Raw genomic sequence first — 26,165 nt, 5'->3', positions numbered from 1 at the left:
AAGGAATCAATGACCTCTCGAACCACGGCGGCCTCTCGAACCGCGCCGACCCCCGCTCCCGCGCCGTCGGCAATGCTCATCGCCGTCCTTGCGCTGCTCTCGGCGGTGACCCCGTTCTCGATCGACATGTACCTCTCGGCGTTCCCGGACATGGCGACCGAGTTCAACACCTCGGCCTCGACGATCCAGCTGACCCTGACGTCGTTCCTGATCGGCCTGGCCCTCGGCCAACTGCTCATCGGGCCGCTCTCCGACCAGTTCGGCCGTCGCAGACCACTGCTCATCGGCACCTTCGCCTGCCTGATCGCCAGCGTGCTCTGCATCGTCGCCCCCTCGATCCAGGTGCTGATCGGGCTGCGCTTCGTCCAGGGCTTCGCCGGGGCCGCCGGCGTGGTCATCGCCCGCGCCATCATCGCCGACCGCGCCCAGGGCGCCGCGGCGGCGCGACTGTTCGCGGCCATGATGGTCATCGGCGTGCTCGCACCGATCACCGCGCCCGTGCTCGGCGGCTTCATCGTCGCCGGCTGGGGCTGGCGCACCGTCTTCGCCGTGCTGGCCGCGATGAACCTGCTGATGCTCGTCGGCGCGGCGTTCTTCGCCGCCGAATCGCTGCCGGTCGAGCGCCGCCGCCCCGGCGGCCTGGCCTCGCTGGCCGGCGGCATGCGCGCCGTGCTGAGCAACCGCCGCTACCTCGGCTACACCCTGGCCCTGGGCTTCGCGTCCACGGCGATGTTCGCCTACATCGCGGCCTCGCCGTTCGTCCTACAGAACATCCTGGGCTTCTCCCCCCGCGAGTACTCCCTGGTCTTCGGGGCCTGCGCGCTGGCCGTCGCCACCGCCGGCATGCTCTCGGCCCGGCTGGTGCGCTCGGTGCACCCGCGCACGTTGCTGATCGGCGGCGTCAGCGCCATGGTGGTCGTCACCGCCCTGCAGCTGATCAACGTCACCGTCGCCGGCGTGCCCCTGTGGTCCACCATCGCACTGATGGCCGCGTTCATGGGCACCGTCGGGTTCACCTTCTCCAACGCCACCACGCTGGCCCTCGAGCAGGTCCGCGCCGCCGCCGGAACCGGCTCGGCGGTACTGGGTTTCCTGCAGTACACCCTCGGTGCGGCCGCCACCCCGCTGGTCGGGCTCGCCGGCGACGCCAGCGCCGTCCCCATGGGCATCGTGATGCTGACCGCCGCGGCCCTGGCGGCGACCGCGATCATCGCCCTGACCCGCAATCGCAAAACCTCTTCACCCACCCCGCAACTCGTCACCACTTCCTAACGCCACCCAGAAAGAGGTTCACCGATGGCGTACTTCGTAGGCATCGACATCGGCGGTACGTTCACCGACGCCGTCCTGCTCGACGACACCGGCACCGCCCGGTTGCTGAAAACCCCCACCACCCCGCACGACCCGTCCGAGGGCGTCAACAACGCCCTGGCCCTGGCCGAACAGGAACTCGGCCTGCAGCCCGGCGAAATCCTGTCGCAGGTCGACTATTTCGGTCTGGGCACCACCGTGGCCACCAACGCGCTGATCGAACGCAAGGGCGTCAAAACCGGCATCATCACCACCAAGGGCTTCCGCGACATCGTGCTGATGCAGCGCGGCACCGGCCACTGGGTGGGCCGGGAGATGCACGAGATCAGCCGCGACTGGCAACGGCGCCAGGCCGAACCCGTCGTCGAACGCCACCTGATCCGCGAGGTCACCGAACGCATCGACTACCGCGGCGCCATCATCACCCCGCTCGACGAGGACGACGTCCGCACCCAGGTGCGGGCCCTGCTCGACGAGGGCGTCGAGGCCATCGCCGTCTCGCTGCTGTGGTCGTTCCGCGAGGACCGCCACGAGCAGCGCGTCGCGGCGATCATCCGCGAGCTGGCCCCCGACATCTACCTCACTGTCTCCAGCGACCTGGCCCCGGTGCTCGGCGAGTACGAGCGCACCGCGACCACCGCGCTCAACGCCTACCTGGGGCCCGCCGTGCGCGGCTACATGACCAAACTCAATGGCTCCCTGCGGGATCGGGGGCTCAACGGTTCGCTGCGCATCCTCGACTCCGGCGGCGGCGTCATCACCCCGGAGCGCTGCGGTGACACCCCGGTGTCCATCCTGACCTCGGGCCCGGCCGGCGGTGTGCTGGCCAGCGCCCAGCTGGCCCGCCAGATTGGCACCCCCAACGTGTTGACCACCGACATGGGCGGTACGTCCTTCGACGTCGGGATGATCCTCGACTACGAACCCGTCGTCGCACCGCGCCAGCAGGTCAACGGATACCAGGTGCTCAAGCCGGCGGTGGAGATCACCGCGATCGGCGCCGGCGGCGGGTCGATCGCCCGCGTGGTCGACGGCCGGTTGGTCGTCGGACCCACCAGCGCCGGCTCCGTGCCCGGCCCGGTCTGCTACGGCCGCGGCGGAACCGAGCCCACCGTCACCGACGCCGACGTCGTCCTCGGCATCATCGACCCGGAGTTCTTCCTCGGTGGCAGCTTCGCCCTCGACAAAGAGGGCGCCGCGCGCGCCATGCACGACAAGATCGCCGCGCCCCTGGGCATTTCGATCGAGGAGGCCGCCGCCGGGATCAAGGCCATCGCCGACCACCGGATGGCCGACCTGCTCGACACCCTGACCGTCGGCCACGGCCACGACCCGCGTGACTTCGTGGTGATGGCCTACGGCGGCGCCGGTGGCTCGCACTGCCACCGGTTCGGCGCCGAACTCGGCGCGCAGTCGATCATCGTGCCCGCCACCGCCACCGTGCACTCAGCGTACGGCGCCGGCACCAGCGACCTGCACGTCTCCGCCGAGATCTCCGACCCGATGCACTCGGTCAGCTGGACGGGCGCCGCGGAGGTCTTCGACGCCGAACGACTGAGTCGGCACTTCGAGAACCTCGAGGCCGAGACCACCAAGGAACTGCTGGAGGCCGGCGCGGTCAGCGACCGAATCGTGCTGCAGCGCTTCGTGGATGTGCGGTTCCGGATGCAGAGCAAGAGCCTGCCGGTACCGCTGGAGCCCGGGCCGCTGGACGCCGGCACGCTGGGCCGCATGCTGGCCGCCTTCGAGACCCAGTTCGTCGAACTGTACGGCCGGGAGGCACTGTTCCTGGGCGCCGGCGTGGAGATCGTCTCGCTGCGCGTGCACGGCAAGGGCGAGATCGACAAGCCGCGGACCTCGCGGGTGATCAGCGCCGGCGGTGCGCATGTACCGATGTCGACCGCGCGCCCGGTCTACCTGGGACCGCAACTCGGCATGGCCATCGCCGACGTCGCCCGCGGCACCGACCTGGGCCCCGGCGACCGCATCGCCGGTCCCGCCATCATCGAACACCCGGGCACCACGATCTTCGTCGGGCCCCGCCAGACCGCCGTCATCGATGACCTGCAGAACACCGTCATCACCACCGAGAAGGACAGCTGATATGACCATCACCGACGTTGACCTCGTCACCTACGAGGTGGTCCGCAACCGGCTCACCGCCATCGTCGCCCAGCAGTCCGCGGTGCTCAAGAACGTCTCCGGCTCGCCGCTGGTGACCGAGGCCAACGACTGCAACACCGGGATCTACCTGGCCGACGGGGACGTCGTCACCATGGGGCCGCACAACCTCTTTCACTCCGGGTCCATGGAGACGGTGGTGAACCACATCATCGCCGACTGCACCGACACCATCGGCATCAACGAGGGCGACGTGTTCATCACCAACGACCCCTACAAGGGTGCGCTGCACATGCCCGACGTGACCATGCTCGAACCCGTCTTCCACGACGGGGTGCGCATCGGCTGGGTCGGCACCTGCGCGCACGTGCTCGACATCGGCGGTATGACCGCCTCGAGCTGGTCCCCGGCTGCCACGGAGATCTACCAAGAGGGCCTGATCCTGCCGCCCACCAAACTGGTCGAGGCCGGCAAGACCCGTCACGACCTGTGGAACCTGATCCTGGCGGCCTCGCGGCTGCCGGCCAACCTGGGCCTGGACCTCAAGGCGATGATCGCGGCGAACACCCACGCCCGCAACGGATTGCTGCGGCTCGTCGAGCGCTACGGCGTCGAGGTGGTGACCTCGGTGATGTCCACCATGCTGGACCGCTCCGAGGCCCAGGTGCGGGCGCGGCTGGCCGCGCTGCCCGACGGGATCGCCCGCGCCCGCGGCTATTTCGACCACGACGGCCACCAGTCCGGGCTGTCCCGGGTCGAGGTGGAGCTGCGCAAGGTCGACGACCGTTTGGTGTTCGACTACGGGCAGACCGCACCGCAGCTGCCCGGCTTCTTCAACTGCACGATGTCCGGGCTGCGCGGCGGCGTGTTCGCCTCCGTGTTGCCGGTGCTGGGCTACGACATCCCGTGGAACAGCGGCGTCATGCGCGCCATCGAGGTGCACGCCCCCGAGGGCTCAATCGTCAACGCAGCGCACCCGGCGCCGTGCGGGGCGGCCACCGTCGGGGCGGCCACCATGGTGCAAAACACCGCCGGCAACGCGCTGGCGAAGCTGGCCGGCGCCGACGAGGCGGTCCGCGCCGAGGCGATGGCCGGCAGCACCGGGGCGGTGATGATCTTCCACATCGCCGGGCAGAACCAGTACGGCGAACCGTTCGGCGGTGCGCTGACCGAGGTACTGGCCGGCGGCGGCGGGGCCACCGCGGCCGCCAACGGCGTCGACTACCGCGGTCCGCACGAGATCCTCACCGCGCAGTTCAACAACGTCGAGGGCGAGGAGTCGGTGTTCCCGCTGCTCTACCTGCGCCGCGGCGCCAACACCGACGGCGGCGGCGCCGGCCGCCACCACGGCGGCGTATCCACCAGTTCCACGTTCACCCTGCACGACACCGAGCGCATGCACGGCGTGCTGGCCGGGCACAGCATGTCCATGCCGTCGACCTCCGGGCTGCACGGCGGCATGCCGGGCTCCACCCACCACGTCAACATCACCCGCGCCTCCGGCGAACAGATCACCTACACCGGCTCACCCGGTGAGGTCAGCCTGGCCGCCGGCGACGTCGTCGACTGGAGCTTCCACGGGGGTGGCGGCTGGGGCGATCCCCTCGATGCCGATGCCGAGGGCGTGCTCGCCGATGTGCGGGCCGGACGCATCTCGGCGGCCGCGGCACAGCGGCACTTCGGCGTGCAACTGCGCGACGGGGCACTCGACGAGGCGGGCACCGCGGCGCACCGGGACCAGATGCGGGCGGCGCGCCGGGACTGGCCGCAGGCCAAACAGTGTGCCGCCCAGCCGGTCTCGATGACCGACGCGCGGCCGGTGGGTGATCGTCTGATGCTGACCGGGCAGGGCTACGCCTGCGACTGCGGTCAGCCGATCGCGCCGGCCGAGCACAACTGGAAGGACTACGCCTGCCGCGGCGCGCTGAGCGCCGAGGAGCTGGGCCCCAAGATCCGGCTGCACCCCGGGCTGCGGGCCGAGGGCTACGCCTGCCCTGGCTGCGGTGCGCTGCTGACGGTCGAGGTCCGCGCGGCCGACGACGCCCCGCTGTTCGACCTCGAACTCACGACGTCGGTGGGTTGACGGCCTGGCCGGGCTTCCAGAGCAGTGCGCCGAGCACCAGCCCGGTGAACGGGATGGCGGCCAGCACCGCGCTGAGCCCGGCACTGCCGCCGGTGACCAGGGTGAAGTTGGACAGCACCAGCCACAGGCTGGTCAGCAACCCCAGCAGGGCGGCCACCGGCACGATGCGGGTCTGCCAGAGGCGCCCGCCGGCCGCCTCGGGGTTGCGCAGGAAGAACACCAGCACGGCGGTGGTCGTGGTGAGCATCATCAGCACCATGCCGACGGTCGCCACCCCGGCCATCGACCCGAAAACCCCCACCAGCGGGTCGATGCCGAGGACGGCGAAGATCGCCACGATCACCGTGGCGGTCACCGTCTGCACCACCGACGAGAACGCCGGCGACTGGTGCCCGGGGTGCACCTCGCCGAGGCGGCGCGGCAGCAGACCCTTTCCACCCAGCACGAACTGGTAGCGGGCGATCACGTTGTGGAACGACAGCACGCAGGCGAACAGGCTGGTCAGCAGCAACACGTTGACCACGTCGCGCCCGAGCCGGCCGAGGGTGTCGTTGGTGGTGTCCAGCAGCATGTTGGCGTTGCCGTCGAGGGTCTGCTGGGCCACCGCGGCCACGTTGTCGGGACCGATGGCCACCACGAACGCCCAGCAGGTGATGGCGTAGAACGCGCCGATGATCAGCACCGCGGCGTAGGTGGCGCGCGGGATGGTGCGCTGCGGGTCGCGGGCCTCGTCGCGGAACACCGCGGTGGCCTCGAAGCCGATGAAACCGGTCAGCGCGAACAGCACCGCGATGCCCAGCGCGCCGCTGGCCACGACCTCCGGGGTGAACGACGCGAACGTCACCCCCGCCGGGCCGGGGTCGGCCACGATCACCAGATCGAGCACCGCGACGATGCCGATCTCGAGGACCAGGGCCACGCCGAGCACCTTGGCGCTGAGCCCGATGTGCCGGTAGCCCAGCACGGCGACGATGGCCAGGACCGCGAACGAGTAGACAGGCCAGGGGATCTGCGGGCCGCCGTAGAACTTCACGGTGTCGTCGATGGCCCAGCCGATGTAGCCGTAGATGCCGACCTGGATTGCGGTGTAGGCGATCAGCGCGACCACCGCGATGCCCTTGCCGAGCCGGTCGCCGAGGCCGACGGTGACATAGGAGTAGAACGCGCCGGCCTCGGGCACGTGCGGCGTCATGGTCACGAACCCGACGCTGAACAGCAGCAGCACGAGTGCGGCGAGGGCAAAGCCGACCGGAGCCCCGGCGCCGTTGCCCAGGCCCATGGCCAGCGGCATGTTGCCGCCGATGACCGTCAGCGGCGCGGCTGCGGCGACCACCATGAAGACGATGGCGATGGGACCGAGTTTGCCGTGCAGGCGCGGCTTTTCGGAGGCGACGGTGGCGTCGGTCATCGGGACTCCCGGGTTTCGGTGGCGAGGGCTTGGCGAAGCAGGTCGTGGTCGAGGGCGTGGACGGTCAGGCCGTTGCGCCCGGTCATGGTGTCCGCGGCGACCATCGCGTTGACGATCGCCTCCTCGGTGGCCTCGATGGTCAGGTCGAACAGCCGGGTCATCAGCTGCGGGGCGACCATCCGCACCGGCACCTCGGGGTCGGGGACCGCGGTGTTCTCGTCCCAGCTGTAGGACGGGATGCCGCGGTTGCCCGTCGAGAACGCCAGCATCAGATCGCCGCTGTACTGCTCGCCGCTGCCGCCGACGCGGGCCACCGCCAGCGCGGCGCGCTGCGCCAGCCGGGTGCACTGGTGCGGCAGCAGCGGGGCGTCGGTGGCGACGAGGACGATGATCGATCCCGAGCCGGGCTCGTAGTGCGTGGGCAGTTGGGGCTCCGGGACGACGGCGGCGCCGATACGCTCGCCCACCGGAATTCCGTTGATCCGCAACCGTTCCCGTCGGCCGTGGTTGGCCTGCACCAGGGCGCCGACCGTGTAGCGCCCGGCGGCGGTGTCGGTGACCCGCGACGCGGTGCCGATGCCGCCCTTGAAGCCATGGCAGATCATGCCGGTGCCGCCGCCGACGTTGCCCTCGGCCACCGGCCCGTCGGTCGCGGCGCCCAGGGCGGCCTCGACGTGGTCGGGGCGCACGTGAAAGCCGTTGATGTCGCTGAGCAGCCCGTCGTAGGTCTCCCCCACCACCGGCAGCGACCAGTAGACGCCCTCACCGCGGGCGGACACCTGGGCGGCGACCAGCGCGTCGCGGACGACGCCGGCACTGTGGGTGTTGGTGATCCCGATCGCGGAGGTCAACTCGCCCGATTCCTGGATCCACTGCAGGCCGGTCATCTCGCCGCTGCCGTTGAGGCGGTGGGCGCCGGCGAACACCGGTTGGGTCCAGATGTCGTCGTGCGGGACGACGACGGTGACGCCGGTGTGGACGTGCGGTGGGCCGGCGTCGTCGAGGGTGGTGTGCCCGACGCGCACCCCCGCGACGTCGGTGATGGCGTTGTTCGGCCCCGTCGGGTGTTCCCCGATGACGATGCCGAGATCCCTGGTCCGCATGCTGTGCTCCCGGAATGTTTTTTTCCTTAACGGAAAACAATGGACCCTCCGCGACGATTACACAAGGGAAATCGGAAAACTGCCCGACGGGCCGGTAACGTCGAACCCGTCAACCCCCTACCGAGCTGGGAGAACACACGCGTGGCACGCCCAAACCGTCAGGTCGAACGTCGCAGCGAAATTCTGGACGCGACAATCGCTTTGATCGAGCGCAACGACGTGGCGAATCTCCGGATCGCCGACGTCGCCGCCGAGCTCGGGCTGACCGCCAACGCGGTGCGCTACTACTTCAAGGACATGGCCGAGCTGCTCTCCGAGCTCGCGCTGCGCTCCGACGCGCGCTTCTACGACGATCGACGCCGGGTCATCGACCGCACGGCCGAACCCGCGGCCCAGCTGGCATTGACCATCGCCGCGGGGCTGCCCACCGGGCCGGAGGACGCCGAATGGCGGGCGATCTGGCGGGCCGTGCTGGCCGCCGGCTTCGAGCTCGATCAGCGCGCCGATGTCCAGGGCATCTATCACCGGCAGGTCGGGCTCTACGCCGATCTGCTGCGCGCCGGGGCCGAGGCGGGGGCGTTCGTGATGAGCTCGTCGGCCGACGACGTGGCGATGACCCTGATGTCGATGGAGGACTACCTGGGGTACCGCATCGTGGCGCGCGACCCCGCGCTGGACCGGTCCACCGCGCTGCGGCTGATGCGCCAGTACGCCGAGTTGGCGACCGGCGCCCGGCTGCCCGAGACGGTCTGAGCGGTGCAGCACTCCGCCGCCTTCGCCTCCGACAACGCCGCCCCGACGCACCCGGCCGTGCTCGAGGCGCTGATCCGGGCCAACGACGGGGCCGTCGGCTCCTACGGCCGGGATCCGTTCACCGAGCGCGCCACCGCGCAGCTGCGTACGGTGTTCGCCAGCCCCGAGGCCGAGGTGGTGTTCGCGTTCACCGGCACCGCGGCCAACGTGATCGCGCTCAGCGCGGCGGTGCGGCCCTGGCACGAGATCCTGTGCAGCGACGTCGCGCATGCGCTGCTCGACGAGGCCGGTGGGCCGGTCCGGATCTCCGGGGCCCAGCTCACCCGGCTGCCCAGCGACGACGGGATCATCGACGCGGGCGAACTCGAACGTCGCGTGGCCCGCCGCGGCGATGTGCACCATTCGCAACCGAGGATCGTCACCATCACGCAGTCCACCGAGAACGGCCGGGTGTGGACTGCACCGGTGCTGCGGGAGTTCATCGACCGCGCCCACGCGGCGGATCTGCTGGTGCACATCGACGGATCCCGGATCGCCAACGCCGTGGCCGCCCTGGGTGTCACACCGGCCGAGGCGATCGGGGACGCCGACATCGTCACGGTGGGCGGCACCAAGAACGGGCAGATGTTCGGCGACGCCGTGTTGGTGCGCCGGCCCGAGTTGTTCGACGGAATCCGGTTCGTGCAGAAGCAGATCGGGCAGCTGGCCAGCAAGCAGCGCTTCGTGGCCGCGCAGTTCGAGGCGATGCTGACCGACGACCTGTGGTTACAGGTGGCCGCGCACGCGAACGCGATGGCCGCGCGGTTGAGTGCGGGGGTGACCGCTCTGGGTTTTCGGCTGGCGGCGCCGACGGAGGCCAACGAGGTGTTCGTGTACCTGGATGACGCTGCGCGCGACCGCCTCTCGGACTACGCGGTGCATCAGCCGGACGCGCTGACGCCGGTGTTCCGGTTCGTGTGCTCGTGGGCGACCACCGCCGACGAGGTCGACGATGTGCTGGAGCGGTTGCGCGGCCGTTCGTAACCGTGAGGGCTGCGCAGTCCTGTTTGCCCACCTCTGAGCGACACCGGTCGCGCGTTGTCGCTCAGAGGTGGGCAATCCGAGCACCGCGCCAAAAACGATGAGGGTCGGTCCTCAGCTGTAGACCGGCTGCGCGCACGCCCGCATTCACGTCGGCAAGCTCGCGCGGATTCAGCGCGATCAGCTCCGCCAGCAGTGCGGTCCCGGCCATCGGGCGATTATCGCACGCCGACGGACCGCCCAGGGTTGCAACAGCAAATGAGACCGTGTACTACTGAACAGAACTAGAACGTGTTCCATATTTGTCGTCGCGCGGCAAAACGACTGTGCGCAAGGGAAATTCACGGGCCGGAGGGAGAACCGCGATGACGGCGGTCGCACCGAACAGTACGGAAAGGTACGGTGACCCGCTTCCGCCCTATCCCTATAGCTGGTACGCCGTGGCCTTCGCCCACGAGCTCAAACCCGGCAAGGTCCTCACCCGCCGCTTCCTCGACGACGAGATCGTCCTGTTCCGCACCGCCTCCGGCGCGCTGTCGGCGGTCGAACCCTACTGCCCGCATCTGGGCGCCCATCTCGGCAAGCGCGGCTGGGTCGACGGCGAGACCGTCGTGTGCCCGTTCCACCAGTTCAAGTTCGCGCCCTCGGGCCGGTGCGTCTCGACCCCGGAGGGCGAACCACCGCGCGGGGCCGCGCTGCGTACCCTGCCGGTGCGCAACCACCTGGGCATGATCATGGTCTATCACGGCCCATCCGGTCAGCCGCCGAGCTTCGAACTGGAACTGCCCGAGTCCGATCCGGACTGGCACCCGATCGCGACCAAGAAGTTGCACTTCCACACCCATCCGCAGGAAGTCAACGAAAACGGTTTGGATCACCTGCATTTCGCCACCATCCACAAGTTCCGTGACTTCGTGGTGCCCAAGCCGATGGAGACCGACGGCGCCCGGCTCTACACCGAATACGGCGGCACCAAGCCGATCCCGATCCTCGGCGGGATCCGGTTCCAGTTCAACTCGGTGCTGATCGGCCTCGGGTTCTCGCTGGTCGAGATCGCCATCCAGGGCGGTCTGACCGTGCGCCAGATGGTGCTGCCGACCCCCGTCGCCCCGCGCGAGGTGGACATCTACATCGGTATCAGCCCCCGGAAGAAGTTCCGGAACCGGTTGCTACGCAGCCTGATGTCCCCGATCGAACGCCTGCTGGGCTGGATCGTCCTGCAGGTCGTCGGCTACGAGGTGCAGCGCGACCAACTGATCTGGGACGACAAGGTCTACCTGGAGCATCCCAAGCTGACCGCCGCGGACCGGCCGATCGGCAAGTACCGGCACTGGGTCCGCCAGTTCTATCCCTGACACCGAGGAAACCAATGTCTTTCGAGCGCGCCGAACGCATCGGCGGGATGGACGCCTGGCAGCTCTACCAGGAGACCCGCCTGCAGGTCGGCAACGGCATGACGCTGGTGCCCGTCGACCGCAGCAAGCTCTCCGGCAGCCTTTACGACCATGTGGTGACCGCGCTGGCCAACCGGATCCACCTGATCCCGGCCTACCGCAAGACGCTCTACGACCCGTGGTTCAACCCCGACCGGCCGATGCTGGTCACCGCGCCGCACACCGACGTCCGCGACCACGTCACGGTGCTGCCGATGCCGGCCCCGGGTGGGTCGGCCGGGGCGGCCAAGGCGCTGGCCCAGGTGCGCGCCACCCACCTGGACCGCAGCAAGCCGCTGTGGCACATCTACGTCCTCGAGGACGACGCCGAGCGGGGCTACCTCATCTCGGTGGTGCACCACCTGTTGGTCGACGGTGACTCGGCGATGGATGTCGTGGGCTACCTGATGAGATCCGGTGACCTGAGGGCGTTGCCGGCCCGCCACACCCCCGACTCGGCGACCTTCCCGGCCCGCCCGGCGGCCATCCTCGCCGACGCCGCCCGGCGCAAGTGGCGGCGCCTCGGGCGGCTGCCCGCCCTGGCGGCGCTCTCGGCGCGGACCATGCTGGCCGAACGCTCGTCCCGGCACCTGAAGGTCAAGGCACCGCGCACCGCGTTCAACTGCACGCTGTCGGGGACCTCGACGGCGGCGGTGGTCGCGCTGCCCATCGACGAGGTGAAGCAGATCGCCGAGACCTGCTCCACCACCGTCAATCACGTGCTGCTGCACTGCGTGGGCAAGGCGCTGCACGACGTGCTGCGCGAGCGGGGTGCCCTGCCGGACCGGCCGCTGGTCGCCGCGGTCCCCTACGCCATGCGCGGCGCCGACACCTCCGAGTACGTCACCGACAACGTCGGCACCACCACCGTGCTGAAGGTCAACCTGCACGACGACATCGCCGATCCGCTCGACCGCCTCGCGGCCATCGCCGAGCACGCCCGCGCGGTCAAGCAGCTACAGGAACGCCGCGGCGTCAACCTGTTTCGGCAGTGGAACGAGTACGTGCCCGGGCCGGTGGTGACCGCGCTGTTCCGCACCATCGAACGGCTGGGCCTGGCCGAGCGGATCTCCTGGCCGTGCAATGTGATCGTGTCCAACGGCAGCGGGGTCGTCGTCGACGAGCCGACGTTCCTGGACCTGCCCGTCCCGCAGTTCTATCCCGCCGGACCGCTCTACCACGGGATGGGCCCCAGCGTCATCGCGTTGACCTGGAGCAACCAGCTGTGCCTGTCGATCACCGCCGACGCCGCGCACGCCGACGCCGAAACCCTGGCCCGTGGCGTCGAGGACGAGTTCGCGACGTTGGTGTCGCTGACCGGCACCCGGGCCGCCGCGTCCGGCTGATCCGCCCCCGGCGAGGTCGTTCGAGGACATTTTCCCAGGTCAGGGGGTACAATGGGCCAATCACCCTGTACCTCGACGACCGGAGAGTGGCCCAATCACCTACTCAGACACCGCCCCCCGAAGCACCCAACTGCTGCCCGCGGCAACGAAGCACCCCAAGTCCCTCGAGCACAAGCGCCCCGCCCCACTGTCCCGACGCGGCGCATCGGCGAGACTATCCCGCCCGCATCACAGACACCCGCTGCCGAATGCCTCGGCGATCCCCCGCGAAGCCCTCGTGGAAGACCTGTTGTTCCTCCGCGCGGTCCTCGCGACCGCCCGCCTCGACTATCTGCTGATCCAGGACACCGATCGGCGGCCCGTGATCGCCATCGACCAGGCGGATCGCGCCGTCTTCGCGGCGGTCCTGGCCGACGCCCGCCAGCCCGTGCAGTGCTCGGTGGTCGACGCCGAGATTCCGCACGCGACCGTCACCGCGGACGCCGCGTTCGCGTTGGGCCCAGATGCCCGCATTTTCCGGGTGTTTCGGCCGCGCGCGCAGCGCAACGACGGCCTGCGCCGCGAGCAGGAAGCGGGCGTGCAGATCCAGCTGTGGTCGTTCACCGGCGACACCATCACCGCACCTGCGCCAAATGTCTTGACCCGCAGTGCCATCCCCGCGCACGAGGCGGTGCGCACCACGGTGGAACGCTACGGCCACACCTGGCCGACGTTGCAGCACATGTTCGCCACCCACGCCGGCGACGTCACCTTCGACATCGACCTGGTGTTCTCCTGGGTCGACGGCGCGGACCTGCAGTGGCAGCGCCAACGCGCCGAGGCGATGGCGGGCCACGTGGTCGGGGCCGGCGACGATTCCGCGGCCCGGTTCCGCCACGTCGACGAGCTGCGGTACGCGCTGCGCTCGGTGCACATGTATGCGCCGTGGGTCCGGCAGATCTTCGTCGCCACCGACTGCGCCCGCCCGTCCTGGCTGGCCGACGATCAGCGGGTGCGGTTCGTGCGCAGCGAGGAGTTCTTCGCCGACCCGTCGGTGCTGCCCACCTACAACTCGCAGGCCGTGGAATCGCAGTTGCACCGCATCCCGGGGCTGTCCGAACACTTTCTCTACGCCAACGACGACATGTTCTTCGGGCAACCGGTAGGCCCGGAGATCTTCTTCTCCCCCGGCGGGATCACCAAGTTCATCGAGGACGAGACCCGGATCGGCTTGGGCAGCCCGGAGAAGCACCGCAGCGGCTTCGAGAACGCCGCCCGGGTCAACCGGCGCCTGCTGCACAGCCGCTACGGCGCGGTGACCACCCGGCATCTGGCGCACGCCGCGACCCCGCTGCGCAGGTCGGTGATGGCCGAGCTGGAAGCGGAGTTCCCCGAGGAGTTCGCGGCGACGGCCGCCAGCCCGTTCCGGGCCCGGGACAACATCTCGGTGACCAACTCCCTGTACCACTACTACGCGCTGCTCAGCGGCCGGGCCGTGGTGCAGCACGGCGCGCAGGCCCGCTACATCGACACCACCACCAAAGCCGGTCTGCGGGAGATGAAGACGCTGCTGAAGCACCGTTCGGTCGACTTCTTCTGCCTCAACGACGACGCCGACGAGGAAGTGTCGCCGCGCAAGCGCGCCAAGGCGATGACGAAGTTCCTGCGGTCCTACTTCCCGATTCCGGCCCCGTGGGAACGTCCCGACCCCGACATCGGGTAGCCGCCGAGGCTAGGTGGGCAGCAGCGGAGCGCCGGGAATCCGGATCCCGGCCTCCCGCAGCCGGCGGGCCGTCTCGTCGGCCGACACCGCCTCCCCGACCGTGGCGTAGGTGCCGATGGGCACCACCGAATGCACGATCGTGTCCGGATACACGTGCACGAGGTTGCTCGACTGCGCGCCGTCGCGGCCGCGCTGCGCGCCGACGGGCGCGTTGAGGTCCTGGGTGTAGCAGGTGGCCGCCACGACGGAGACGGGGATGCCGGCGAAGGTCGCCGAGGTCGAATAGTGCAGGTGCCCAGCCAGGATCGCCCGCACATCGGTGCCCCGCAGGACCCGGGCCAACCGGGTCTGCTCCCGCAGTTCGACCAGCACCGCCAGGTCCTGGACGCACGGGATCGGCGGGTGGTGCATCGCCAGGATCGTGCCGTGCGGGGCCGGGGTGGCCAGCTGCGCCGCCAGCCACTGCAGACGCTGTTCGTCGATCTCGCCGTGGTGGTGCCCCGGCACGGTCGTGTCGAGGGTGACCACCCGCAGACCATCGAGGTCGTAGACGTAGTCGACGGCACCGGTCCCCGGCGCCGCGGGCAGGAACTCGGCCCGGAAGTTCGCCCGGTCGTCGTGGTTGCCCATCACCCAGATGACCTGCGCCCCAAGCTCAGTGGCCACCGGTGCGACCAGTTCATGCAACCGGGTGTACGCCTGCCGTTCACCCCGGTCGGCCAGGTCCCCGGTGAAGATCAGCGCATCGACGCGCGCCTGCGAGGCCAGCATCTCCTCCAGGATCTGCTGCAGCCGAGCCTCGGCGTCGAGTTGTCCGTACAACCGTCCGGCCCCGACCAGGTGCGTGTCGCTCAGGTGCACCAGTCGATGTGTGGGACGGCCATGCTCGGCCTCACGCACCTCGCCCATGCCGACCACCGTATAGCCCGACTATGCGGACCGCATTACGACCCGCCTATTGCGCCTGGCTGACCGAGGACATGTGGAAGTCCGGGATCCGCAGCGACGGCATCCGCGCGCGGGTCGCCCAGTCGGCCCACTCGCGCGGCAGCGTCACCTCGGCGATGCCGGCCTCGGTGGCCCGTCGCAGCAGGTCCAGCGGGCTCTCGTTGAACCGGAAGTTGTTGACCGCCGCGGTCACCTCGCCGTCCTCGACCAGGTACACGCCGTCGCGGGTCAGCCCCGTCAGCAGCAGGGTGGTCGGGTCCACCTCGCGGATGTACCACAGCGTGGTCAGCAGCAGGCCGCGCTCGGTGGCGGCCACCAGATCCGCCAATTCCGCTGTGCCGCCGGTCATCAGCAGGTTCGAGCACGGTACCGCGACGGGGACGTCGAACTCGGCGGCCGCGGCCCGCGGATAGGCCAGCGCGTTGATCACGCCGTCACGGATCCAGTCCACCCGGTCGAGGGTCATGCCGTTGTCGAACACCGACATGGTCTCCGAGGATCCGCCCACCGACACGAACGGCGTGCATTCCAGGCCGGGCGCCAACGGATCGGAGTACAGCGTCAGGCCCAGATCGGTGAGCTTCTCCCCCACCCGGGTGCCGCCGCCGGGTGCCGACAAAGCGGTGTGGCCCTCCTGCGCGCCGCGGCCCTCCATCGTCCAGCCGAGGTAGATCATCATGTCCGCGACCGTCGAGGGCGGCATGAGCGTCTCGTAGCGACCGGCCGGCAGTTCCACGGTGCGCTTGGCCCAGTCCAGCCGCATCGACAGTTCGGCGAGCAGGTCGTCGACGGGCACCTCGACGAACCACGGCGTGCTGGTGCCCGCCCAGGCACTGGCCTCGCCGCGCTTGGCGTTGATCTCCACCGACCCGGTGGGCTGGGTGAACCGCCGCCGAACACCGGTAGAGGTTGCCAGATAGGTGGTTTCGACGATGTGGTGGGCGAACCCGTACAGCTTGTCGGAGCCCTCGAAGCCGCGGCTGAGCGCGGCCGCAACACCGCCGAAGGCGTCGGCCCCGGTGGCGGCGGGCGCCTGATCCCAGTCGTCGGGGTCGCCGCTGCCGGTCAGCAGCGGGACCGCGTCGCGGGCGTCCGGCGCCGAGCGCGCGGCCTGCTGGGAGGCGGCCACCAGTGCGGGAATCGCGGCGGGGTCCACGTCGGTGGAACTCAGCGAGCCGACCTTGGCGGTCTCCCCGGACCGGACGATGGAGATCACGATGGTGCTGCGCTGCACCGATTCCCCGTTGGTGGTCATCGAATTGCCCGCCCAGCGCAGCGCCGCATCCGCGGTGTCGCGCACCATGACGATGGTCTCGTCGACCCCACCGGCCCGGGCGGCCTCGGCCAGCACCATGTCCACGACCTGCTGCGCCGGGATCATGAGTGCCCTCCTTCGGTGCGGGTGTTGAGCACGTTGACTTTTCGGAACAGCGCCGACGGGCAACCGTGACTCACCGCGGCGACCTGCCCGGGCTGGGCCTTGCCGCAGTTGAACGCCCCGCCCAGCTGCCAGGTCGACGGTCCGCCGACGGCCTCCATGGAGTTCCAGAACTCGGTGGTGGTGGCCTGGTAGGCGACATCGCGCAGCTGACCGTCGAGTTGGCCGTCGCGGATGCGGTAGAACCGCTGCCCGGTGAACTGGAAGTTGTAGCGCTGCATATCGATCGACCACGACTTGTCGCCGACGACGTAGATGCCGTCCTCGACCCGGGAGATCAGATCGGCGGTGCTGATGTCCTGATCGGCCGGCTGCAGGCTGACGTTGGCCATCCGCTGGATCGGCACGTGGTGCGGCGAGTCGGCATACGAGCAGCCGTTGGAGCGCTGCTCGCCCATCCGCGGGGCGAACACCCGGTCCAGCTGATAGCCGACGAAGACGCCGTCGCGGATCAGGTCCCAGCTCTGCGCCTGCACGCCCTCGTCGTCGTAACCGACTGTGGCCAGGCCGTATTGGACGGTCCGGTCGGCGGTCACGTTCATCACCGGCGAGCCGTACTGCAGGATGCCGCGCTTGTCCGGGGTCGCGAACGAGGTGCCGGCGTAGGCAGCCTCGTAGCCGATGGCGCGATCGTATTCGGTGGCGTGCCCGATGGATTCGTGGATCGTCAGCCACAGGTTGCTCGGATCGATCACCAGGTCGGTGGGCCCGGCGGTCACGCTGGGCGCCTTGGTCTTCTCGGCCAGCAGTTCGGGCAGCTGCGTCAGTTCGCCGCTCCAGTCCCAGACCTCGTCGTCGCGCACCGCCTCCCAGCCGCGGCCGGTGGGCGGGGCCAGGGTGCGCATGGATTCGAAGGTGCCCGAGGCGGCATCGACGGCCACGGCGTTGAGCAACGCCTGCAGCCGCCCCCGCTGCTGGGTGATCGAGGACCCGTAGGTGTCGGCGTAGAAGGTCTGCTCCTTGGCGCAGTTGAGCCCCGCCGAGACGTGGTCGACGCCGTCGGCGGCCAGCAGCCGACCCGAGTACTCGCCGAGGACCTCGATCTTCTCGGCGGTCGGCACCTCGAACGGGTCGATCCGGTAGCTCGACACCCAGTGCGCATCGCGGTAGACCGGCTCGGCGGCCAGTTCGATGCGTTCGGTGTTCAACGGCGCCAGCGTCCTCGCCACGTACACCGCGCGGCGGGCGGTCTCGGCGGCCACCTGCACCGACAACTCGGCGTTGGAGGCAAAGCCCCACGTGCCGTCGACGATCACGCGGACGGCCAGCCCGATCTCGCGGGATTCCACCGCGGTCTCGAGTTCGCCGTCGCGCAGGTGCACCACATCGTTGGCGATGCGGTGGATGCGCAGATCGGCGTAGCTGGCGCCGGCGGCCACGGCGGCCTCCAGCGCGGCCGCGGCCAGCTCGTGGCGCGGCAGGGCAAGGAAATCAGCGTCGACTTCGCGGCGGGCCGTCACGATTGGCACTGTAGCGGGCCGGAGCAGCGCCGGCATCGCCGAAGGTAGGGCGTGTTATGCGCACACGCTCTGCCCGCCCGGCAGCGCGGCCGGGCGGGCAGAGCGGTCGTGATGGCGGCTAGTCCTTGCGCAGGCCGTAGGGCACGGCGCTGAGCAGGGTGACGTCCTGCGAGCTGCCGTTGGGCAACTCGTAGCTGCGGGTGTCGCCCACGCGGGCACCGTTGATGGCCGCGCCCAGCGGCGAGCTCGGCGAGTAGACCTCGATGCCGCCGTAATCGGCGCCGCGGGTACCGAGCAGGAATTCCTCGGTGTCGTCGCTGCCCTCGTAGCGGATGGTCAGCACCATGCCGGGCTCGGCGACGCCGTCGTTCGGCGGTTCCTCACCGACGATGGCGTTGCCGAGGATCTCGTGGATCTCCTGGATGCGGGTCTGCTGGGCGCGCCGGACCGCCTCAGCGTTCTGGTCGGACGAATCGATGTTGTCGTCCGTCCACTGCTGCAGGGTCTCGAGCTCCTCCTGCAACTTCTCGTGGGCGGCCGGTGTCAGCCAGATCCGTTGTGCGGTCGTCATGGTGTGAATCTCCTTGGGATAGAAAGGCTGTCGTCAGGGGCGGGTGGCAAATCGCACCGCCCCTGACGACGTGGGTGGAGGCTTACCGGTACGGCTCGAAGGGCCGTAGCGCGTCGGGTTGTTTGCCGGTACTGATCTGCTCCGCGAGCAGCCGGCCTGTGACAGGGCCATGCGCGAGGCCCCACATTCCGTGTCCCCCGGCGACGAACACTCCGTCGTCGAGCCGGCCGATCAGCGGCAGGCCGTCGGCGGTGACGGGGCGCGGGCCGACCCAGACGTCGTGCATCCGGTCCCAGTCCACGCCGTCGAGCAGGTGGGCGGCCGATTCGGCGACCGCGCGCACCCGCGCCGGGTCGATGGGATCGTCGGGTCCGCGGAACTCCATGGTGCCCGCCACGCGCAGGCCGTCGCGATACGGCGTGCACGCGACCCGCTGGGTCGGCAGGTAGATCGGGCCGGGGATGGGACGCGCCACCGGAACGGTGAACGAATAGCCCCGTCCCGCACGGACTTCGGCGCGCACCCACCGGTGGGTCAGATCGGGCAGCCAGGCACCGGTGGCCAGCACCACCGCGTCGGCGGTCAGCATCTCACCACCGAAGGCGTGCACCGCGGCCTGACGGCGGTAGTGCGTGATGTCGGTGACGCGCAGTTCCCGGATCTCGGCGCCGCGCTCGGTGACGGCGCGGCCCAGGGCGGTCACGAAATGCCCGGGGTCGACGTAGCGCTGATGCTCGACCGCCAGCCCGACGGTGGCCGCGTCCGCCGCCAGCGGAACCCGTTCGCGCAGTTGCGGACCCGACAGTTCGGTGACCTCGACGTGCTGGCCGGCGTCGCGCATGTCCTGCAGTTCGCGGCGCAACTCCTTGGCCTGCCCGGCGTTCTCGAACAGCGCGGTGATCGCCGCGTCGGTGCGCGGGGCCTCGACCCCGTTGCCGATCAGGACGTCGTAGGCCTCGAGGCACTCCTCGTTGAGCGGCAGATTGGCCCGGATCACCTGGTCGGTGCGGGAGCGCCGGCAGTTGAGCGCGAACTTGGTCAGGAACCGCAGCAGACCGACGTCCGCGCTGAGCGGGATGTGCAGCGGCGCCGTCCGGCTGAACAGGGACTTGAGGCCGTAGCGCAGCACCGAGGGCTGGTTGAGCGGAATGGTCAGCGCGGGCGAGATCCACCCGGCGTTACCCCAGGAGGCACCGGCGGCCACACCCTCGCGGTCGACGACGGTGACCTCGATGCCGCGTTCCTGCAGGAACCACGCGGTGGAGAGGCCGACGATCCCGGCGCCCACGACGACCACAGAGCGTGGTCCGCCGTCGATGCGCTCGGTCATCGTGTCACCTCCCCTGGTAGTCGAGTTCCCGTAGTTGCGTCCCCCACAGTCGTTACTTCCATGATGGGGCAGCGATGACCACACCTCATGTGGTCAGCCCACAACCAACACCCTACAGATTGTGGCGTTACAACAGCGCCTAGAGTGCCGCCAGTTCGATCATCAACGCCATCCGTTTGCGGGGATCGCTGAGATCCACCCGCGCCACCCGGATCAGCTTGCGCAACCGATTACGCACGGTGTTCTCGTGCACGCCGAGGATCTCCGCGGCGCCGGCCGCATCCCCCTGGGCCTCCAGCCAGGCCCGCAGCGTCACCACGAAGCGGGTGCCGTTGTCCTCGTCGTGGCGGAGGAGTTCGGCGACCGGGCCGCGCGTGGGCCCCCGCCCCGAACCCGCGGCCGCCCGCAGCCGCTGCAGCAGGATGTCGTCCCAGCACTCGTCGTACCTGGGCGGATCGCCCCCGGCGGCCTCGTGCAGCGCCAGGCACTCGTCGGCCTCGCGACGCGCGGCGACCAGCTCATCGGCGGTGGCCGGGCCGCTGATCCCGGCCCACAGCGTGGCCGATTCGGGCAGCGCATCGGCCAGCGCGGCCACCCAGGAGCGCGCCGCGTCGTGGGCGGCGTCGAGCGGCAGCACGGTGTAGACGATGTTCTCCACGACCGCGCTGCGGCCGGGCCGCGACCAGCCGAAACCGGCGGTGGCCTGCTCGAAGGCCATCAGCAGCGCGGTGTGCGGTTCGGTCTCGGCGCGCGGGCGCACCGCGATCACCTGCAGCGACCCCGGCGGCAGGCCCAGGCGGCTGGCCAGGCTCGCGGCGTCCGGGGTGCCCTCCAGCAGCCGGATCACCGCTTCGGACTCGACCTGGCGCTCCAGATCCGCACTGGCCCGCGACCGCAGCAGGTGCAGCGCCACCGTGCGGGCCCCGTCGGCCAGCGCGCGCCGCGCGGCCCCCCGCAGCGTCCGCGGGGTGCTCACCCACACCGATCCCAGCAGTTCCCGGCCCACCCGCACCGCGACCACCATCCGCCCGCGCATCCCGGATTCGTCCTCGGCGGGGATGAAAAACGGATCTTCGCCGGCCATCAGCCGCGCGTACACGCCGCGCTCGACGAACCGCCGGCGCAGCGACTCGGGGGCGCGCCGACCCAGGATGGTCTGGGTGCGCACCGGGTCGGCGTCGACCTGCCCGCGGGAGTAGGCCAGCAGGTTGGAGTGGCGGTCCTCGATGGTCAGCGGCGCGCCGATGGCGTCGGCCAGGGTGTCGGCCAGCGCGAACAGGTCGGTGGGCCCGCGGCCGGACTCGGTCTCGCGGCCCTCGAGCACCAGGCCGTAGACCACCGCGGCCAACTCGCTCCACGGCACCGTCGGCTCGACCTGCAGGACGGCGACGTCGTCGGCGTCGGCGCTGCCGTCGGCGCGCACCAGCACCGCGGTGGCACCCACATCGCGCGCCAGCCGTATCCCGTCGGCCACCGAGGCCGCACCCAGGGCCAGCAGCACGTCGCCGGCCACCTTGGGGCCGGGTGGTTCGGGCAGCACCACGCTGCGCAGTTCGGTCGACCGGGGCACCGCGCCCAGCCGCGAGACCACGCCGTACCCGCCGAGCACGTTGACGAGCCGGTCGAGGGTGATCACCTTCGCAGCCTATCCAGGTTTAATGTCCCCATGCCCAGGCGCGCACGATCCACCGCAGTGGGCTATGCGTTGTTGGCGCCCAGCCTGTTCGGCGTGCTGGCGTTCCTGCTGCTGCCGATGCTGGTGGTGGCGTGGCTGAGCCTGCACCGCTGGGATCTGCTGGGCCCGATCAGCTATGTGGGACTGGACAATTGGCGCTCGGTGCTCACCGACCCGGTATTCGGCAACTCGCTGCTGGTGACCCTGGGGTTCATCGCGCTGGTGGTGCCGACGCAGATGGCGCTGGGTCTGGTGGCCGCGGCGCTGCTGGCGCGGGAGTTGCCGGGCAGCGGGGTGTTTCGGACGCTGTACGTGCTGCCGTGGGTGTGCGCGCCGCTGGCGATCGCGGTGCTGTGGCGCTGGATCCTGGCGCCCACCGACGGCGCGGTGGCCACCGTGCTGGGGCGGCAGATCGACTGGTTGACCGATCCGGGCCTGGCGCTGCCGGTGGTCTCGGCGGTCACCGTGTGGTCCGGGGTGGGCTACACGACGTTGTTCTTCGTCGCGGGCATGCTGGCCATTCCGCCGCAGGTGCACGCCGCCGCGACGATCGACGGGGCGTCGTCGTGGCAGCGGTTCTGGCGGATCACGCTGCCGATGATGCGGCCCACGCTGTTCTTCGTCGCCGTGACGGGGGTCATCAGCGCCGCGCAGGTCTTCGACACCGTGTACGCGCTGACCGGCGGTGGGCCGCAACACCGCACCGATCTGGTGGCGCACCGCATCTACGCCGAGGCGTTCGGCGCGGCCGCGATCGGGCGGGCCGCGGTGATGGCGCTGGTGTTGTTCGTCATCCTGGTGGGGATCACCGTGGCGCAGCACCTGTATTTCCGGAGACGGATCAGCTATGACCTCACCTAGATCGTGGCTGATCTACCTGGGCCTGATGGTGGGCGCGGTGATCACGCTGGCGCCGTTCTCGCTGGGGCTGCTGACGTCGTTCACCTCGGCGGAACAGTTCGCGACCGGGTCACCGCTGTCGTGGCCGGACCCGCCGACGCTGGAGAACTATTCCGGGCTGGCCGGTTTCGGGTTCGGCCGCGCGCTGGTGGTGACGGCGCTGATGACCGCGGTGATCCTGGTGGGTCAGTTGACGTTCTCGGTGCTGGCAGCGTATGCGTTCGCGCGGTTGGAGTTTCCCGGCCGCGACACGTTGTTCTGGGTGTACATCGCGACGCTGATGGTGCCGGCCACGGTGACGGTGGTGCCGCTGTATCTGATGATGGCCCAGTTGGGTCTGCGGAACACGTTCTGGGCGTTGGTGTTGCCGTTCGTGTTCGGCTCACCCTATGCGATCTTCCTGCTACGCGAGCACTTCCGCGCGATACCGCGGGATCTGGAGCGGGCCGCGCGCATCGACGGCGCCAACACCCTCGATGTGCTGGTGCACGTGGTGTTGCCGTCGTCGCGGCCGATCCTGGTGACGCTGGCGCTGATCACCGTGGTCTCACAGTGGAATTCGTTCATGTGGCCGCTGGTGATCACCAGCGGGTCGCAGTGGCGGGTGTTGACGGTGGCGACCGCGGGTCTGCAGTCGCAGTACAACGCGCAGTGGACGCTGGTGATGGCCGCGACCACGATCGCGATCGTGCCGTTGCTCGTGCTGTTCTTGGCCTTCCAACGCCACATCACCCGCTCGATCGTCGTGACGGGGCTCAAATGAGCAGACCCCGGTTCTCGACGTGGTTCGCCCTCGGCGTGGTCGCGGTGCTCGTGTGCCTGTTGACGACGGCGGTGTGGCTGGGCCGGGAAACCTCCCCGGCGGGCCGGACGGTGCTCACGCTGCGGCTGTGGGATCAACAGGTCGCCGCCGCCTACCGGGAATCGCTGGCCGCGTTCAGCGCCGCCAACCCCGACATCGAGGTGCGGGTCGACGTCGTCGCCTACGCCGGCTACTTCGATTCGCTGCGCACCGACGTCGCCGGCGGCAGCGCCGACGACATCTTCTGGATCAGCAACGCCTACTTCGCCGGCTACGCCGACAGCGGACGGCTGCTGCCCATCACACCGTCGCCGGACTGGGAGCCCGCGGTCGTCGACCAGTTCACCCGGGACCAAACGCTGTGGGGCGTACCCCAGCTGACCGATGCCGGCATCGCGCTGTACTACAACGCCGAACTGCTGGCGCAAGCCGGCGTCGACCCGGCCGACCTCGCCGAGTTGGAGTGGGGCACGCCCGCGGACTCGCTGCGGCCGCTGGCCATGCGGCTGACCGTCGACGCGCGGGGCCGCCGCGCCGGGCAACCGGGCTTCGACCCCGGCCGGATCCGGCAGTGGGGTTACAACGCCGCCAACGACCTGCAGGGCATCTACCTGAACTTCATCGGCTCCGCCGGTGGCACGTTCTCCGCCGACGACCGGTTCACGTTCGACAATCCGCCGTCGGCAACGGCATTCGACTACCTGGTGGGCCTGATCAACACCGATCACGCGGCCCCGCCGGCCTCGGCCACCAACGACAACGGCGACTTCTCCCGCAACCAGTTCCTCGCCGGGCGGATGGCGCTGTTCCAGTCGGGCACCTACAACCTGGCCAACGTGGCCCAGGCGCCCTTCGAGTGGGGGGTGGCGATGCTGCCGCGCGGTCCGGCCGGCCGGGTCAGCGTCACCAACGGCATTGTGGCCGCCGGTAATTCGGCGACCAAGCACCCCGAAGCGACGCGGCGGGTGCTGGCCTGGCTGGGCAGCACCGAGGGCAACTCCTACCTCGGTGCCGGTGGCGCGGCGATTCCGGCGGTCCGCAGTGCCCAACGGGTCTATCACGACTACTGGGCGCGGCGCGGGGTCGACGTCGACCCGTTCTTCGACGTGCTCGACGGCCCCCACCTGAGCGCCCCGGGCGGCACCGGATTCGCGGCCGGATTCACCGCGCTCAAACCGTATTTCGACGAGATGTTCCTGGGCCGGCTGCCGGTCCCCCGCGCGTTGCGGCAGGCGCAGGAGGCGGCCAACACCGCCGCCGCGCGTTAGTGCACGCCCTCCATGTGCCGGCTGATCCACGGCGCGATCGCGAACACCAGCAGGCCGACCACGACCGCGACGGCGCCGAGGATGCCGAAGTAGGCGACCTCGCGGGCGGCCTCGTAGTACCCGGCCAACACCCCCGACATCGCGGTACCGAGGCCGACCGAGAAGAAGTACAGCGCCATCATCTGCGCGCGGAACGCCTCGGGTGCCAGCTTGGTGGTCACCGACAGCCCGATGGGTGAGAGCAGCAGCTCCGAGACCGCGAAGGCGGCCATGATCGCGACGATGATCAGCACCGGCACCGAGCGGCCCTCAGTGCCGGCCAGCGGCACGAAACACAGGAACGCCAGGCCCATTCCGATGACGCCGTAGGCGAACTTGCGCGGCGTGGTCGGTGCGCGGTTGCTCAGCCGCGTCCACATGAGCGCGAACAGCGGCGAGAGCAGGATGATCCAGACCGGTTCGAAGGAACCGATCCAGTTCGACGGCGCCGTCCAGCCGAAGATCGACCAGTTCATCCGCTCGTCGGAGTAGACCGCGAGCACGGTGAAGATCTGTTGGAACAACGACCAGAACACGGCGTTGGCGACGAACAGCGGGATGAACGCGCGCACCCGGGTCCGCTCCACGGCCGTCACCCGCGCGTTGGTCAGCATGATCGCGAAGTAGGCGATCGACGCCAGCGCGATCACCAGGGTGGTCGCCTGCGACAGGTTGGCCAGCGTCACCCAGCCCAGCGCGACGACCGCGACGATGACGACGACGGCCCCGGCGATCACCGCGACGCTCTTGCCGACGGCGCTGCGCGGCAACGGGTTCGGCACGTCGCGGCCGTGCGTGCCGAGGTTGCGCCGGAACACCACGTACTGGGCCAGACCGAGCGCCATGCCGACCGCGGCCGCGCCGAAGCCCCAGTGGAACCCGACCCGGGTCTGCAGCAGGCCGGTGATCAGCGGCCCGGCGAACGCGCCCAGGTTGATGCCCAGGTAGAACAGGGTGAAGCCACCGTCGGCGCGCGGGTCACCCTTCGCGTACAGCGTGCCCAGAAGCGAGGACGCGTTGGCCTTCAGCGCGCCGGACCCCAGCGCCACCAGCACCAGCCCGACGCCCACCCCGGACATGCCGGGCAGCACCGCCAGCGCGATGTGCCCGGCCATCACCACGATCCCGCCGTAGAACACCGTGCGTTCCATGCCGAGCACCCGGTCGGCGATCCAGCCGCCCAGCACGGTCGACAGGTAGACCAACCCGCCGTAGGCGCCGACGATGCCCGTGGCGGTGCTCTGCGCCAGGCCCAGGCCGCCGTCGGTGACCGAGTAGTACAGGTAGTAGCCGAGGATGGTCAGCATTCCGTAGAACGAGAACCGTTCCCACAGTTCGACGCCGAACAGGTTGGTCAGGCCGATGGGATGGCCGAATACCGTGCGGCCCTGCTGCTCGGAGGAGGTGTCGGCGGTAGACATGGACACCACCCTTGCACTCCCGGTGCCGCATCG

21 protein-coding genes are annotated in these 26,165 nt (G+C 69.9%); 11 read left to right on the top strand and 10 right to left on the bottom strand.

Features of this window, described 5'->3' with window-relative positions; translation table 11 throughout:
* Positions 1–9 precede the first annotated feature (9 nt).
* The 3 genes from EL338_RS08520 to EL338_RS08510 are packed head-to-tail and all read left to right on the top strand — an operon-like array spanning position 10 to position 5,515.
* Complete coding sequence (locus EL338_RS08520) at positions 10–1,272, top strand: multidrug effflux MFS transporter (RefSeq protein WP_126333369.1); 1,263 nt, start codon at positions 10–12, stop codon at positions 1,270–1,272.
* Positions 1,273–1,296: 24 nt separating this feature from the next.
* On the top strand, positions 1,297–3,414 hold the full coding sequence (locus EL338_RS08515) for a hydantoinase/oxoprolinase family protein (RefSeq protein ID WP_126333368.1): 2,118 nt from the start codon (positions 1,297–1,299) through the stop codon (positions 3,412–3,414).
* Position 3,415: 1 nt separating this feature from the next.
* Positions 3,416–5,515: a hydantoinase B/oxoprolinase family protein gene (locus tag EL338_RS08510; RefSeq protein WP_126333367.1), complete on the top strand. Its 2,100-nt coding sequence runs from the start codon at positions 3,416–3,418 to the stop codon at positions 5,513–5,515.
* Here EL338_RS08510 and EL338_RS08505 read toward each other — a convergent pair.
* Both EL338_RS08505 and EL338_RS08500 read right to left on the bottom strand, forming a co-directional pair.
* Positions 5,496–6,923 (bottom strand): APC family permease, encoded by a 1,428-nt coding sequence (locus EL338_RS08505; RefSeq protein WP_126333366.1) that lies wholly within the window; start codon positions 6,921–6,923, stop codon positions 5,496–5,498. The two genes, EL338_RS08510 and EL338_RS08505, sit on opposite strands and share 20 nt — an antisense overlap.
* Positions 6,920–8,026 carry a DmpA family aminopeptidase gene (locus tag EL338_RS08500; RefSeq protein ID WP_126333365.1) on the bottom strand — a complete coding sequence of 369 codons (1,107 nt, stop codon included), beginning with the start codon at positions 8,024–8,026 and terminating at the stop codon, positions 6,920–6,922. Before EL338_RS08500 ends, EL338_RS08505 begins: the two co-directional genes overlap by 4 nt.
* A gap of 141 nt (positions 8,027–8,167) precedes the next feature.
* On the opposite strand from EL338_RS08500, the gene EL338_RS08495 reads away from it, so the two are divergent.
* Positions 8,168–8,779 carry a TetR/AcrR family transcriptional regulator gene (locus EL338_RS08495; protein WP_235666408.1) on the top strand — a complete coding sequence of 204 codons (612 nt, stop codon included), beginning with the start codon at positions 8,168–8,170 and terminating at the stop codon, positions 8,777–8,779.
* Positions 8,780–8,782: 3 nt separating this feature from the next.
* Complete coding sequence (locus EL338_RS08490) at positions 8,783–9,802, top strand: threonine aldolase family protein (protein ID WP_126333363.1); 1,020 nt, start codon at positions 8,783–8,785, stop codon at positions 9,800–9,802.
* Between the two features lie 61 nt (positions 9,803–9,863).
* On the opposite strand, the gene EL338_RS26140 is transcribed toward EL338_RS08490, so the two are convergent.
* Positions 9,864–10,010, bottom strand: a complete 147-nt coding sequence (locus EL338_RS26140) for a hypothetical protein (protein WP_163792080.1) — start codon at positions 10,008–10,010, stop codon at positions 9,864–9,866.
* 154 nt (positions 10,011–10,164) lie between these two features.
* Between EL338_RS26140 and EL338_RS08485 the strand changes: the two genes are divergently transcribed.
* From EL338_RS08485 to EL338_RS08475, 3 genes are all read left to right on the top strand, one after another.
* Entirely contained in the window at positions 10,165–11,154 is a 990-nt protein-coding gene (locus tag EL338_RS08485; protein ID WP_126333362.1) for a Rieske 2Fe-2S domain-containing protein, read from the top strand.
* Between the two features lie 14 nt (positions 11,155–11,168).
* Positions 11,169–12,578, top strand: a complete 1,410-nt coding sequence (locus EL338_RS08480; RefSeq protein ID WP_126333361.1) for a wax ester/triacylglycerol synthase domain-containing protein — start codon at positions 11,169–11,171, stop codon at positions 12,576–12,578.
* Between the two features lie 277 nt (positions 12,579–12,855).
* The gene (locus tag EL338_RS08475; RefSeq protein ID WP_435404897.1) at positions 12,856–14,280 is read left to right on the top strand and encodes a stealth family protein; all 1,425 of its coding nucleotides are present in this window, start codon (positions 12,856–12,858) and stop codon (positions 14,278–14,280) included.
* Positions 14,281–14,289: 9 nt separating this feature from the next.
* Here EL338_RS08475 and EL338_RS08470 read toward each other — a convergent pair whose 3' ends face one another.
* The 6 genes from EL338_RS08470 to EL338_RS08445 all read right to left on the bottom strand — a co-directional run bounded on the left by EL338_RS08470 (position 14,290) and on the right by EL338_RS08445 (position 21,663).
* On the bottom strand, positions 14,290–15,189 hold the full coding sequence (locus EL338_RS08470; protein ID WP_126333359.1) for a phosphodiesterase: 900 nt from the start codon (positions 15,187–15,189) through the stop codon (positions 14,290–14,292).
* 46 nt (positions 15,190–15,235) lie between these two features.
* The gene (locus tag EL338_RS08465) at positions 15,236–16,609 is read right to left on the bottom strand and encodes a metallopeptidase TldD-related protein (protein WP_126333358.1); all 1,374 of its coding nucleotides are present in this window, start codon (positions 16,607–16,609) and stop codon (positions 15,236–15,238) included.
* A complete protein-coding gene (locus tag EL338_RS08460) occupies positions 16,606–18,126 on the bottom strand; it encodes a TldD/PmbA family protein (protein ID WP_126333357.1) in 1,521 nt (506 codons plus the stop codon). The genes EL338_RS08465 and EL338_RS08460 overlap by 4 nt, the downstream gene beginning before the upstream one ends.
* A 118-nt stretch (positions 18,127–18,244) precedes the next feature.
* Positions 18,245–18,697, bottom strand: a complete 453-nt coding sequence (locus EL338_RS08455) for a GreA/GreB family elongation factor (protein WP_126333356.1) — start codon at positions 18,695–18,697, stop codon at positions 18,245–18,247.
* An 82-nt stretch (positions 18,698–18,779) separates the two neighbouring features.
* On the bottom strand, positions 18,780–20,027 hold the full coding sequence (locus tag EL338_RS08450) for an NAD(P)/FAD-dependent oxidoreductase (RefSeq protein ID WP_126333355.1): 1,248 nt from the start codon (positions 20,025–20,027) through the stop codon (positions 18,780–18,782).
* Positions 20,028–20,166: 139 nt separating this feature from the next.
* Positions 20,167–21,663, bottom strand: a complete 1,497-nt coding sequence (locus tag EL338_RS08445; protein ID WP_126333354.1) for a PucR family transcriptional regulator — start codon at positions 21,661–21,663, stop codon at positions 20,167–20,169.
* Between the two features lie 30 nt (positions 21,664–21,693).
* Between EL338_RS08445 and EL338_RS08440 the strand changes: the two genes are divergently transcribed.
* The 3 genes from EL338_RS08440 to EL338_RS08430 are packed head-to-tail and all read left to right on the top strand — an operon-like array spanning position 21,694 to position 24,672.
* Positions 21,694–22,563: a carbohydrate ABC transporter permease gene (locus EL338_RS08440; RefSeq protein WP_126333353.1), complete on the top strand. Its 870-nt coding sequence runs from the start codon at positions 21,694–21,696 to the stop codon at positions 22,561–22,563.
* Complete coding sequence (locus tag EL338_RS08435) at positions 22,550–23,365, top strand: carbohydrate ABC transporter permease (RefSeq protein ID WP_126333352.1); 816 nt, start codon at positions 22,550–22,552, stop codon at positions 23,363–23,365. The genes EL338_RS08440 and EL338_RS08435 overlap by 14 nt, the downstream gene beginning before the upstream one ends.
* A complete protein-coding gene (locus EL338_RS08430) occupies positions 23,362–24,672 on the top strand; it encodes an ABC transporter substrate-binding protein (protein ID WP_126333351.1) in 1,311 nt (436 codons plus the stop codon). The genes EL338_RS08435 and EL338_RS08430 overlap by 4 nt, the downstream gene beginning before the upstream one ends.
* On the opposite strand, the gene EL338_RS08425 is transcribed toward EL338_RS08430, so the two are convergent.
* Positions 24,669–26,132: a peptide MFS transporter gene (locus EL338_RS08425; RefSeq protein WP_126333350.1), complete on the bottom strand. Its 1,464-nt coding sequence runs from the start codon at positions 26,130–26,132 to the stop codon at positions 24,669–24,671. The two genes, EL338_RS08430 and EL338_RS08425, sit on opposite strands and share 4 nt — an antisense overlap.
* Positions 26,133–26,165: the final 33 nt, after the last annotated feature.

This window comes from Mycolicibacterium chitae, assembly GCF_900637205.1.
GTDB lineage: Bacteria > Actinomycetota > Actinomycetes > Mycobacteriales > Mycobacteriaceae > Mycobacterium > Mycobacterium chitae.
The sequence above is the reverse complement of the archived record's forward strand: the minus strand, read 5'-3'. Positions and strand labels throughout refer to the sequence as shown.